At 43.8% G+C, this 13,888-nt stretch carries 7 protein-coding genes; 1 reads left to right on the plus strand and 6 read right to left on the minus strand.

Annotated features, from left to right (window positions below; translation table 11 throughout):
- Positions 1 to 8: 8 nt before the first annotated feature.
- On the minus strand, positions 9 to 3,293 hold the full coding sequence (locus tag Q3W13_RS05270; protein WP_302861907.1) for a TonB-dependent receptor: 3,285 nt from the start codon (positions 3,291 to 3,293) through the stop codon (positions 9 to 11).
- Between the two features lie 412 nt (positions 3,294 to 3,705).
- The gene (locus tag Q3W13_RS05275) at positions 3,706 to 7,860 is read right to left on the minus strand and encodes a hybrid sensor histidine kinase/response regulator transcription factor (protein ID WP_302861909.1); all 4,155 of its coding nucleotides are present in this window, start codon (positions 7,858 to 7,860) and stop codon (positions 3,706 to 3,708) included.
- 632 nt (positions 7,861 to 8,492) lie between these two features.
- Here Q3W13_RS05275 and Q3W13_RS05280 point away from each other — a divergent pair.
- On the plus strand, positions 8,493 to 9,254 hold the full coding sequence (locus Q3W13_RS05280; RefSeq protein WP_302861910.1) for a DUF4382 domain-containing protein: 762 nt from the start codon (positions 8,493 to 8,495) through the stop codon (positions 9,252 to 9,254).
- Between the two features lie 132 nt (positions 9,255 to 9,386).
- Here Q3W13_RS05280 and Q3W13_RS05285 read toward each other — a convergent pair whose 3' ends face one another.
- From Q3W13_RS05285 to Q3W13_RS05300, 4 genes are all read right to left on the minus strand, one after another.
- Positions 9,387 to 10,256 carry a pirin family protein gene (locus tag Q3W13_RS05285; RefSeq protein WP_302861911.1) on the minus strand — a complete coding sequence of 290 codons (870 nt, stop codon included), beginning with the start codon at positions 10,254 to 10,256 and terminating at the stop codon, positions 9,387 to 9,389.
- A 166-nt stretch (positions 10,257 to 10,422) separates the two neighbouring features.
- Positions 10,423 to 11,394: a YeiH family protein gene (locus Q3W13_RS05290; RefSeq protein ID WP_302861913.1), complete on the minus strand. Its 972-nt coding sequence runs from the start codon at positions 11,392 to 11,394 to the stop codon at positions 10,423 to 10,425.
- A 90-nt stretch (positions 11,395 to 11,484) separates the two neighbouring features.
- The gene (locus Q3W13_RS05295; RefSeq protein ID WP_302861914.1) at positions 11,485 to 12,468 is read right to left on the minus strand and encodes a hypothetical protein; all 984 of its coding nucleotides are present in this window, start codon (positions 12,466 to 12,468) and stop codon (positions 11,485 to 11,487) included.
- Positions 12,469 to 12,652: 184 nt separating this feature from the next.
- On the minus strand, positions 12,653 to 13,816 hold the full coding sequence (locus Q3W13_RS05300; RefSeq protein ID WP_302861915.1) for a PLP-dependent aspartate aminotransferase family protein: 1,164 nt from the start codon (positions 13,814 to 13,816) through the stop codon (positions 12,653 to 12,655).
- Between the last annotated feature and the right edge of the window lie 72 nt (positions 13,817 to 13,888).

A 13,888-nucleotide genomic window follows, 5' to 3' on the forward strand; every position in this document is an offset into this window, starting at 1 on the left:
CGTTAAAATTAAAATTTAACACTTGCGCCCAAATTGATTACTCTCGACTGTATGTAATAGTGCCCGTCTGAACTGGTTGATTCAGGATCATAAATGTGCTGCTTAGCCAACGTAGCCAGGTTTAGCCCGTTTGCATAAATACGTAAATTGCTGATACCAACTTTTTTACCGATAGTAGATGGAATGGTATATCCCAATTCAACGTTTTTAAGCCTTATATAATTCATATTGAGCAGCCAGTAAGTATTCCCGTTTGAGAAATACTGGTTATTACGGTCAACAGTACGAGGGTAAACTGTGCTTGGGTTATCAACTGTCCAGCGATGATCGTAGCTGTATTGGGTGAAGTTACCGATAGTTCCGGACTCGGTCTGGAAATAAAGTTGTGCACCTGCAGCGCCCTGGAACAAAACTGTTAAATCGAAGTTTTTATACTGAGCGCCGAAGCTTAATCCTCCCTGGAAGGTAGGACTGGTGTTCTTATCGTTTCTAACCTGGTCATCGCCGTTAATTTTACCGTCACCGTTCACATCTTTATATATCATGTCGCCTGGGCGCAAGGTGCTGGCGCCAACACCGCTGTAATCAACTTTGTTGGCATCAATCTGTGCCTGGGTAGCAAATATGCCTTCATAAATGTAATACAAGCCGCTTCCGATAGGGTGGCCGGTTGATTTTTGCCAGTCCGGAGCGCCGGGTACTTCACCCCATTGATCAATCCTGTTTTTAGCATAGCTGCCGGTAAGCCCAACATTGTACCTAAAGTCGCTACCGATGTTATCATGGTATGTTAACTGAAACTCCCATCCTTTATTGGTCACTTTCGCATAGTTTACCGGAGGCAACAGGGCAGCCGGTATACCGGTAGCCGGAACGGTTCCTCTTGAAGGCCATAAGATGTTGGTACGTTTATTTAAAAAGGCTTCCAATACGAAATCTAATTTCCCATTTAATGTTGTACCTTCCAATGCAACGTCGCTGTTATTGGCAACTTCCCATGTAAAGTTCGGATTGGGTGCTATACCTTCAGCAAGTGTTTGCACCGGTACGCCACCAATGATGTAGGAACCAATGTTATATAAGGACAGGAAGGCATATTCATCCAGCGTGCCGGTGGCAGGGTTAACCACATTATCGTTACCCAACTGACCCCATGAGCCGCGAAGCTTTAAGTTTTGAATAAACTTCACGTTGCCTTTAAACCAGTTTTCTTCGGATATTCTCCAGCCGGCAGAAATCCCGGGGAAGAAGCCAAAACGATGCGCTTCTGGGAAGATATATGAACCATCTACCCTCCATAAAAACTCAGCGAGATACTTTTCTTTATAGTTGTATCCAACCCTGCCGAAGTAGCTTAATCGTGCTTTTTCCCAGGCGCCGCCGTAGTTGCCAATTTCGGCATTTCCGCCCGCGTTCAACTGATCAATTGCGGTTGAGTTATAATATTTACGGCTTGCGCCAAAGTAGCTCGCATTTGATTTTTCTTTAGTTACACCGGCAAGCACCACAATGTTATGGCCGCCAAAATTATGGGTATAGCTTGCTATGCCTTCAAGCATGGTGCTTTGTTCGTCGTCAGAACCCTGGCTAAGGTTTGCCTGGGCCGGGCCGCGTGCCACCTTGGTAAGCACCGGGGTTTTTCCATCAGCTTCATAATGTACATTGTCCCAGCTGTATACATACCATGGAGTTTGCCATGCTTTTGTTTGCTGCATATACTTATCAATAGCTACGTTACCTGTAAACTTCAGCCCTTCTACGCCCGGAACCGTGATTTCGATTTTTCCGTTGGTCTGCACATAGTAACGGGTATCTTTATTGTAACCCGTTTGGTTAGTGGTGATCAGCACAGGCTGCTGGCCGTTTTCAATATCCGGTCCCGGCAATCCATTTGGCCAGTAAGCAGGTTTATACGGATAACCACGCATCAGCATCCTGAAAATATCGCCGGCACCGCCACCATTAGGAAAAAAACGGTTTTCCTGGCGGCCTGATACGCCAAACGAGGTGCTTATATATTTATTTACTTTAGCGTCAAGGTTCATGCGGAAGTCATACTGCTTGTAACCGGTAGCTGAATTTTTGTAGTAACCGTCCTGGCTTTCGTATCCGATAGAGGTTAAGTACTTCACGTTTTCTGAACCGCCCGATAACTGAACATTTTGGCGTGACTGGGGTGACCAGGTTTTTAAAGTGGCCTTAAACCAATCGGTGTTAGGGTGGCCCCATGGGTCGGAACCGTCGGCAAATTTTTTGAAATCAGATGGCTGGAAGGTCGCTGTAGTGGTTGCTCCGTTGTCGGGCCTGGTAAAGCTGCCTGTTGATTTAAATGCTGCTGCTGCATCGGCCCAGTATTGCGAAGGCAGGTTGTACAGGTCAATTTCATTCACCATCGTGGCATATTCAGTTGAATTAGCCATTTTAGGAATTACAGTAGGCTGCGACCATCCGTGATTGTAAGTATAAGAGATGTCGGGCTTACCCGTTTTACCATGTTTGGTGGTAACCAGGATAACGCCATTTGCCGCCCTGGAACCATATATAGCTGCAGAGGCGTCTTTCAGAACGGAGATACTTTCAACATCTGCAGGGTTTATACGGTCAATAGTGTTCTGGCCGGCCGGTGAGGGGACACCGTCAATTACCACCAGCGGATCGCTGTTACCCAAAGTGTTCGTGCCCCGTATACGTATTGTAGCGCCGTCGTATCCCGGTTCGCCGCCTGAGTTGGTGGCGGTTACGCCGGCCATACGCCCGGCTATTGAATTAGATAGGTTAGTTGCCGGTGACTTTATCAGCTCGTCGCCCTTAACGGCAACTACTGCACCCGTAAGTGTAGCTTTCTTTTGTACACCATAACCTACTACAACAACCTCGTTGAGGCCTTTCGCGGATGCCTGTAGTTTAATATTAAGCGTGGTTTGGCCGTTTACCGGTACCTCTAACGTGTTGTAACCGATGTATGATACCACTAATACTGCGTTATCAGGGGCGGTAAGCGAGAAATTACCGTTCACATCGGTAAGCGTACCGCTATTGGTATCTTTAATTTTTACCGACACGCCGATCAGGGTTTCACCGGTAGCCTGGTCGGTTACTTTTCCTTTAATATTTATTGGCGCTGCAATGGTTTTATTATAACCGGAAGCGCTTTTGACAAGCGCGGGTAAATTAGCATTGCTACCTGCCGCATTCGCACCATCGGTAAGCAGCAAAAATACCGGCAAGAAACCTGATATTATCTTTGAGCGCTTTAATAAAATGCGTGCTTGTTTAGATAAAAAATGTTGCATAGTTGATTTTTTGAGATAAGAAAATTGATAGATTCTAATTCGCGGCGATTACATGATCGCCATACAATCACTTTCGGAGTTTAAGGGCGCTTTTTTTCTTCCATTTTTCATGTTTTAGGTTAATAATAAATTGGTTTATATTAATTGTACTGGTATTTACTAGCTGGCCGGCCTTATAACCGTATAAATTACATTTATAATTAAACCGCCTATTTTTTTGGCCCGGTTTATTGCCAACCGGGCTGCGGAGTAGTTATAAATTAAAAAATGTAAAAGATACAGGTATTATTGGCAACGCTAATCTGGTGATAAAAGCGAACTAAAAAGGGGGGGTAAATCGTAATTATAGGGGGGGTATTTAATAATATTAGCCAAATAGGCTACTTTTTGAACAAAAAAAACGATTTTGATCTTACTGCTTTGTAACAAAACGTTTACTTACAGGATTGAACTGGCTCCTGTGTTTCCTGATATATTCCGACGGGTTAATGCCGAACAATTTACTAAACTGCTCACGGAAATATTTGGCGTTATTAATACCAACTTTATAAGCGGCCTCGGCTACTGTAAAATCTGAATTCAGCATCAGCTCCGCTGCTTTGCGCAGCCTGATATATCTGATAAATTCATTCGCCGAGCCGCCGGAAATAGCTTTAATTTTTTTGTAGAGGTTAGAATGACTCATTCCTATTTCGTCGGACAAATTTTTGATGCTAAACTGCTCATCCTCCAAATGGCTTTCAACAATGGCGATACACTTTTCCAAAAATTCTTTGTATTCAGAAGGTACTTTCAGCCCGTTTGATTTTAGGGTAATGGCATTATAAAAGAACTGATGCAGATTTTCGCGGCTTTTTATCAGGCCGTTAACCCTCGCTACAAGTACTTCTTTGTCAAAAGGTTTGGTAACATAATCGTCGGCGCCGCATTCTATCCCCTTTAACTTAATCTCGGGCAACGCATTTGCGGTTAATAAAATAAACGGAATGTGATTTAAGGCAGGCTCCTTTTTTACACGGCTGCAAAGGTCAATGCCGCTCAGGCCGTTCATCATTACATCGCTGATAATTAAATCCGGCATCAGCTTACAGATCATGGTATAGCCGTCGTTGGCGTTGTCTGCCTCAAAAACTTCATACTCATCTTTGAATATCTGGGATATATATTGCCGCACCTGGTGATTGTCTTCAATTACAAGCAGCACTTTTTTGGGGCTGACCAATGCATTGTAAGCATCGGCCGGAACGTGGTTTAAACATTCGCTCTCCGCAACCAGTTCTTCATCGTCCATGAGTTCATCCAGGAATACGGATGGTTCGGCGGTATCTTCAAAAATCAAGGTATTACCAAAATGTTTCTTGCCTTTTAAAAGCATAACACTGAAAGTACTGCCGTTGGCCTCCTCGCTTTCATAGCTTATACAGCCCTGGTGACTATCGATAAATGTTTTAACCAGGTAAAGGCCTATGCCAAACCCGCCGCTGTGCGACTGGCTGATGTTTTGGATCTGGAAGAACCTGTCGAAAAGCTTTTCGCCAATTTCTTTGCTTATTCCATAACCCGAATCTTTTACACTTATAGTTACGCTATCGCTGTTTTCGGTAATTATACAGCTTACCTTACCATGATCGGGCGTAAATTTTATAGCATTTGAAATAAGATTGAAAAATACAATCTCCATCTTCTCCCGGTCTGCATAAACTTGTATATTTTCGCTTTCACTGCTAAAGTCAATCTGCAAGTTTTTAGCCTTTGCCTGGTAATCAAAGTATAAGGTTACGTCCCGGCAAAGGTCGACAATATTCAATTTTACAACAGTGAGTTTATCGCCGCCGCTATCCGCTTTCCTGAAGAGCAGTAATTGGTCAGTGAGGCTTAACAGTCGTTTGGCATTCCGGTAAACCACCTTTAACGTGTTTGTATCGGTTGAATTATTTGTCTGTCCGGCCAGCATTTCCTTCAGCGGGTTTATGATTAATGTAAGCGGGGTACGATATTCGTGCGAGATATTGGTGAAAAAAGAAAGCTTTTTCTCGTTCAGCGCTTTTTCCTGTTCGGCAGTGATCTGTGCCAGCTTGATATCGTATCTAAGTTTCGACTGGTTGTTTTTATACCGGAGGTAATAATAAATCAGTGCTATGGCAAATAATACATAAAGCGTCCAGGCGTACCATGTTTTATACCAGGGTGGCAAGATACGGATGTTTATAGACGCGTAATCATCAAACCAAACTCCATCCTGGTTAGATGCCTTTACTTTAAATATGTAAGTACCCGGCTCCAGGTAACGGTAGGTGGCCGACTTTTGCGTTTTTACATAATTCCATCCTTTATCCAGGCCTACCAGCCGGTAAGCAAATTCACTCTTGTCTGAATAGGCATAATTTAATGCCACATATTCCACGGAAAATACAGACTGATCCGGCTTTAAGGTAATTTCTGCGGCCCTGTTGATGGTGGTGCTTAAAATGTGGTCTTTTTCGCCAACTTCTACATCTTTGTTAAATAACTGCAGGCCAGTAATTAATACTTTCGGCTTGAAGGTACTTCGTTTAACCTCGTCCGGAAAGAAAATGTTGTAGCCCTCTGTGCCGCCAAAGCACATAAAATTATCCCTTATGCTGTACATGGATGATCCGGGGCTGAAATGACCTCCCTGCAAACCATTAGATACATCGTAATTTAAAATGCTTCCCGTTTTACTTTCAATTTTCGATAATCCTTTATTTGTACTTACCCATATATTACTTTTACCATCCTGCTGAATAGAATTTATGGTATTATTGGCCAGGCCGTCGCCTTCCATAAACCTTTTAATGATTTTATTGCTCAAATCATATATGATAAGGCCATTGCTCTCGGTGCCTATCAATAATTTATTACCAAAGCACTTGAGTGAATAAATAACCCTGCTTGGTAAAAATTCTGCTAATTGTTTATCGTTAAAGCAGGCTGAAAATTTATTATGCTTTTTATCATAGCACAATAAGCCGCTGCCATAAGTCCCTACATAGATAACCCCTTTGTTATCCTGGCATATTGCGCGGATATTATCGCCGGGTAAAGCCTTGTTAGCAGTTGAATAATTGATAAACTTAGTGCCATTTTTGGGCAGAATACTTATGCCGCCATTGTTTGTCCCCACCCACAGGTTGTCGTCCGAGTCTTCAAAAATGGCTCTCACATCGTTTTTACACAAGCTCGTCGGGTCACCGGCGTTATGCATATAGTTAGTGAACCTGCCATTTTTTTTGCTGTACTTAAATAAGCCGTTTGCGTATGAACCGAACCACAAATCGTTATTGCGCGAACGGTATGCAGACAAAATAGCTACATTCTTTAACGGCGCACCCGGAACATCAGCGAAATAATGCTGGATAACCTCTCCGGTCAGTTTCTTTTTATATATGCCGTCTCCGTCTGTACCAAGCCATAGATATCCTTCGTCATCCATGCACATGCCATAGTACCGCAGATAGCCGGTGCTGTTGGCATCTCTAAGCTTATTTTGAAACTTCTTAAATTTTCCGGGAAGGTTACTTAGTAAATATACACCGTCGCCATAAGTGCCGGCCCACACATTTTTATCTTTATCCAAGTACAGCCTGAATACGGTGCGCTCTGTTACCGTAAAGTTGTCCTCGGTTTTTACAGGCTGGATATTTATATTGCGGAAGCCGGTCGCGGTAGCTTTCTGCAGGTCCAGCCGGTACAGTCCTCCGTCCTGCAGCCCTATCAGCAAATTATGGTCATTATCTTCCAGGAGTGATGAAAAAACATTGCTCCGCATCTGGTAAGTAGGGCCATAAAAGGTCTCTATTTTATTTTCATTCCTTTTATAAACCGCCAGCCCCTTGTTTGTAGCTATCCAAATGTTCGAATACTCATCTTCTGTAATAGCGTTCACCCGTGCGGCAGGCACCTCATTTAGCGGCATCTGGTTATTCAGGCTGTTTTTAACCTGGCCGTTTGCCGTGGCGAAAACAGAAACGGCAGTTTCCGCACCGACCCATAATAGCCCTCTGGAATCCTGGTAGGCATAGGTAGATGAATTAACTGTACCTGGTGAGATATTTTTAAGATTGAAATTTTGAAAGCTGCCGGTTTTTTTATTATACGAAAATACTCCCCTGGTATAAGTTGAAAACCAAACTATGTTTTTTACAGCCGTTATACTGGTTAAATCGTTTACCGCTATGTTTGCCGCCCACTTAAACTTTATATACTTTTCAGTATTCGGATCAAACTGATAAATCCCCTGCCGGGTCGAAAGCCATATCGCACCATCAGCATCCTTGCAGATCATATCTATATAATTGCTGGGCAAGCTGTTTGGGTTGGCAGCATTATGCTTAAAAACCTTGAAATTTATGCCATCAAACCGGTTTAACCCGTCTTCGGTGGCCAGCCAGATAAAGCCATTATCATCCTGCACAATGCCGGTTATGTAGCCATAGGAAAGGCCATCCCTGGAAGAATACTTTACAATCTTTCTGTCGTATGATTGCTGGGCGCATGCAATTGCACCATAAATTATACAAAGTATAATCAGGCAGGCCTTTCTCATAAAATCAGTTAATTGGTGGTAATGCTGCCTTTGGCAACATTGTTACCAAAACTAATAATTAAATTATCTTAACAATCCTGAAACTATAATTTTTTTATGATTGATATTAAATAAGCTGGTTCTATGGCGAATAATATTTAAAAGGACAGATAGCAAGGATGATGTTTTCGACGAGCAATTCGCCCACAGTATTTGCCAGGAGGTTACGCCGGTTATAGCTAGTTATGAAAATTTTAAGTTGTGTTAAATAATCAATTGCTTGACTATTAGGGCCTTGCTAACCGATTAAAATTCAAGATACTGATAGTCAATATGTTGTACACTGTTCGGGGTGTTCGGTAGAAAAACGGAACACTTACAATTCACGGGCAAACCATCTTACTGCGGCCTTTCGCAGCCCTCTGTTCCCGGCAATTTCACCACGCTGAAAAGCAAATGCACCTCTGGAGAATGGGCTCCTGCCGGATATAATTATCTGACTATTCCTTTTGCTCATGTTTTAAGTGAATGACGGATAAGGAACTGTCAGCACACATTGAAATTCGGGCATCTTAGCCTGTACATCCTTAAGCCGGATATAAAACAAAATTCCAAAAGTCTTGTTGTCTACCCAAAAAACAAATTGTAAGATCATGAAGAAACTATTTCTATTTAGCCTCCTAAGCCTTTGTTTTTTTGCCTGTAAAAAGGAAGATAACCATACCGGAAGCACGGCGCATGTTACGGTAAAAATGACAGATGCGCCTGGCGCTTTTGATGCTGTCATTCTAAACATCAAGGCCGTTGTAATAGTGACCGATAAAGGCGAGCAAACACTTGACGTTAACGGCGGCGCGGTAGATATTTTGCGATTCCGGTCAGGCAGGGATACGGTACTTGCCGATAAGGATATACCGGCCGGCACTATTCAGCAAGTCAGACTGGTACTTAACGACAGTGGTAACCGGGTTATCGTTGGGGGTATTTCGTATGATTTGACTACGCCAAGCGGTCAAACCTCGGGCGTCAAGCTTAATGTTCACGAGCAATTGACGGCCGGCATTGCTTACACTATGCGCCTGGACTTTGATGCTGCACAATCTATCGTATTAACAGGGAATGGTAAATATATTCTCAAACCCGTTATCAGGGCGATTGCTACCGCCGCATCAGGTGCGCTTAGCGGCATGGTAAGCCCCGCTGTTTCATCGCCACAGGTTTATGCCATTATGGGAACCGATACTGTAGGCGCAGTTGCTGATGCGACAGGAAAATTTTACTTCCCCGGCCTGTCGGCCGGAACGTACCAGGTGAAATTTGTACCCGTCAGTCCTTATGCCATAAAAACGGTTAATAATGTTTCCGTTTCGACCGGAAACGTAACTGATATGGGCACAGTTAGCATTACGCAATAAGTGGAGCAATTACCAGATCGCATCTTAACCGCGGCTGGAGCGATGGCTGGACCTTTATTAACTAATAATAAGAAGGCTGTAAAAACAAGAACAGCGGCCCGAAAAAGGCGCTGTTCTTGTTTATGAAGATTATTAGTTTAATACACCAAACTTACCCGACTGAAATTCCTGGAATGCAACCTGCAGTTCCTGGTGGGTATTCATCACAAATGGACCGTATTGGGCAATCGGCTCATTAATAGGCTCTCCGCTTAATAACAGCAGAACCGCATTGCTGTCTGTACTGATATTAATTTCCTCCCCTTCGTTCTTAAATAATACAAAGTCGTGCTCGTTTACCGGGGCGCCGTTAACGTTTGCCGATCCTTCAATTACCAGCAATACTGCGTTGTGGGTTGATGGAATATTAGTGCTCGTTTTACCGCCTGCATTTAATTTGATATCAAACATATTAACTGGCGTAAATGTAGTGGCGGGTCCGTTTTCGCCGTTGAAGTTACCCGCGATAACATTTACCATGCCGCCGTTATCAGGAAGTGTTACCTTCCCCATCCGGTCGGCAGTTATTGGTTGATATTTGGCAGGCGTAAGCTTGTGTTTTGCCGGCAGATTGACCCACAGTTGTACCATTTCAAACGGACCACCCCTTTTTGAGAAATTTTCCTCGTGGTATTCTTTGTGCAGTATACCGCCGCCAGCTGTCATCCATTGTACGTCGCCGGGGTTTATTACGCCGCTATTACCGGTACTGTCGTGGTGGGCCACGCTGCCTTTGTAGGCAATGGTTACGGTTTCAAAGCCTTTGTGCGGGTGTACGTCTACCCCGCGTATATGGTCAGACGGGCCGAAATCATACTCGGCGTTAAAATCGAGCATCAAAAATGGACTTACCCGCTTTTGGGTTAATTCGGCGTTAGGGAAATAGGTAAATACCCTGAAGCCGTCGCCAACCATACCCGGACGGGCAGGGCGGCTATATATTTTTTCAATTTGCTTTTGCATTTGGTCTCCTCTTAATAATTACTACAAAGATACCTATGTTCAGGCTGGCTTATCTTGATGTAGGTTAAGAAAGTCCGGAAGGTCCGAAAGCCTGAAAAGACGAAAATGGGTTGATAATTGTAGCGCCGGATTCAAACCCGAATCCTATTATCGGTCTGTATTGGGATTATGCAAGATGCACCACCGCATATAGTGCCGCTAAAGATATTGCCACCCAAAGCAACACCCCTTGCAATAAAGGTTTAAATCCTACTGATGCCAATACTGCGCGTGATAGTCCGGCCCCTATTAAAAACAGTGTAAGTGTTAAGCCGGCCTTCGAAATATTTACGATATGGGGACCAATAATAGCAATTCCCGGCACGTAAGTATTTATTGCCAATGCTACAATGAATAGCGCTATGAAGTAAGGCATGCTGGCCTTTTTCGATTTGTTTTTAAAGATAGCTGCAGCAATGAAGGTTACCGGGATTATCCATAAAGCTCTGGTAAGCTTTACCGTGGTGGCTACAGCTAAAGCATGCGGCCCGTATTTGCTTGCCGCGCCTACTACCGAGCTGGTGTCGTGAATAGCGATAGCGCACCACAGGCCAAATTGCGTTTGCGATAAATTTAAGTATTGCCCAACTAGTGGAAAAATGAACAATGCTAACGAGTTTAACACAAATACGCAGCCCAAAGCAACAGAGATTTGCTTCTCTTCGGCCCTGATAACAGGTGAGATGGCTGCTATGGCGCTACCGCCGCAAATGGCGGTTCCTCCCGAAACGAGAAAAGATGTCTTCTTTTCGATGTTTAACCACCTGCCAAAAAAATAGCCGAGGGTTAGAGTTCCTGCTATTGAAGCTATTGTAAACAGTACACCCTGTTTCCCCGCATTAAGTGCGGTATTTATATTCATGCCAAAGCCCAGGCCAACTACTGACGCCTGGAGCAGCCAATGCGTGGCTTTATGATTTAAATGCAGGTAAGGATGGCCGGTAAGCTGTGCCACCGCCAGTCCCAACAGCAGGGCCGTTGCAGGGCCGGCAAATGGTGTAAGGCAAAATACTGCACAACCTGCAAATACCAATTTCTGCAGGTTGTTGCTAATGTTTAAAAATTGTTTACGGGGCTGATTTAATTGATGGGTTTCCATTTGTCTTAAGTTTCGACAAATGTCTTTCAATACAAGTCCTAATTTTTATCACGAATGGCGATGCCGGATAACCAAATGTTATGGACCGGCCTACTTTTTCGTTCCGGTAACATTCAGAAAGATAATGCTGCTATGCGGGATGCCTAATGTGCTGGCCGGTGTTACATCCAGATAAAGCTTGAGATAACCGTCTGTAATGCCCTTCATAGCTGCGATATAAGCCTCAGCCCCTTCTTTAGACAGATAGTTTAGCGGCACCATGGATTTCCTGAAGGTAATTTTTCCTTTATCATCTAAAAAGGCTGTATATGAATAGTAAAAATCGGTATAGGCATGATGGATAGTAATGTCATAAGTAGGCGACAGGTAATTATCGAACAGCATGTCTCCGTTCACATCACCATCATGCACAACTTCTTTTTTTACTGTGACGAGCGGCGACCTGGCTCTTAATACCGGCGGTGTAGTACCGGCGAAGGCGCTATCTAATATTTTATTGGCTGCAAGTGATTTCGCTTTTATATAATCCGTATCCCTTTTGCTTGGTTTCCAAAAGTTGGCCGTATCGGAATGCAGTACGTTTTTGATATAATCATTGGTGTAAAAAGTCATGTAGGCATGTACTTTCTCATCGTTTATAACACGGCCGTCAACATGCAGCACCATAAATTGTATACTGTCTTTTTTAATATATTTTAATTTAAGCCAGGCCCAGGCTACGTTATAGATCGAGTCATGGTCGAACACAACGGGCGTATTCAAAAATTTCTTTTTCCGGGGGCTGTAAATGTTTACCGAATCATCTGAAGGGAAAGAAATACGCCACTCGGGGATCAGCTGGTAACCAACGGGGCTAAAGGAAAGCCCGTTATCGAAAGTGCGTTTTACCTCGGTATAATGAATGTCCTTTATACTGCTAATCAGTGCCTTAGCTTTCGATACCTCTGCTTTGCGTTTGGTTTCTTCCCTTTCGCGCTCCGAAACGTGTCTGCGGCGGCATGAGATAAAAGCAATTGAACTAAGGAAAAAGAACGACAGTAATAATATAATGTACTTACGGGCAGATATATTCATATAGCGACTGGCAGGGGTAATTTAAAAACGCTAAAATAATAAAAGGGTTTGATGGGCGGAGCCTGGAAAGTCAGCAAAGTCGGCGAAGTCCGAAAGGCGGAGCGCAGATGTAAGATTTTGCTGATGAGCGCAGATGAACATAAAGCCTTAACAGGATTGAATCAATCTTTCAACGTTACAACTTTTAGACAACTTCATCCAGCGCCTGTTCCAAATCCTTAATCAGGTAGCCTGCGTCTTCCAGCCCGGCGTACATCCGTATAAGATTATGGCGGCGGTTAGTTGAGTCGTATTCATTTTTGGCCATACCGGCAATAGCAGGAATAATTAAACTTTCGTGTCCACCCCATGATACGGCCATCAGGATGTGCTGTAGCTTATTGCAAAAATTTTCTATTTTTTGAACGGATGGATTTTTTAGAATGAAGCTAAACATGCTGCCGCAACCCTGCATTTGCCTGACGGCAAGCCCGGATTGTTTAAAATTGGGCATAAAAGGCCATATCACCTGGTCGACAGCCGGATGATCCTGCAGCCAGCGGGTAATCACTTTGGCAGTCTCGAAGCTCCGCTGCATCCTTAAGGGCAGCGTCCTTAAGCCTCGTATCAGCAGCCAGGCCGAATGTGGCGAAAGCGCCGGGCCGATATTAAGAAATTCATTATTAAATATCTTTTTAATAAGCTCGCGGCTGCCGGTAACTACACCCGCAACCACATCTGAATGGCCTCCCAAATATTTAGTAGCAGATTGCGCCACTAAATCTATTCCCAATGCTATCGGCTGCTGGTAGAGCGGGCCACAATAGCTGTTGTCGATCATCGTAAGGATGCCCCTCGGTTTGGCCATATCTGCCACGGCTTTTAAATCCTGAAGTTCATAACTAAATGTATTGGGGCTTTCAAGATAGATCAGCCTGGTATTTGGTTGAATAGCTTTCCGGATCTGTTCCGTATCGCTGCCATCAACATAAGTAGACGATATGCCAAATTTAGGCAGCATGTTATTGAATAATTTTATTGTCCAGCTATAGGGGTTTTCAACAACTACTGCATGGTCCCCTTGTTGCAGGAGCGATAATACAGGCACAGTTATGGCGGCTATCCCGCTGCTAAAAACCAGTGCATCTTCCGCGCCGTCCAGCGCAGCTAATTTTTGCCGCAGGATATTGATGGTAGGATTTTGTCCGCGCGAATAAAGCAAGGCGTCGAATTCCTCTGCCAGCGCCTGCCTGAAATCGCTTACGGTATTAAAGGTAAAATTGCTGGTTTGAATGATCGGCGGAGAAACGGCATTAAAATAGTCGCTGCGTTCTTCGCCAAGTTCGTTAAGTATGTAGGATAAGTCCATGTTATATTATTTACGGTTCGCCCCATTTAATCCAATCTAAAGGAGAGCACTTAAACTGCATCCATCTGACGT

The organism is Mucilaginibacter sp. L3T2-6 (assembly GCF_030519355.1).
Taxonomy (GTDB): domain Bacteria; phylum Bacteroidota; class Bacteroidia; order Sphingobacteriales; family Sphingobacteriaceae; genus Mucilaginibacter.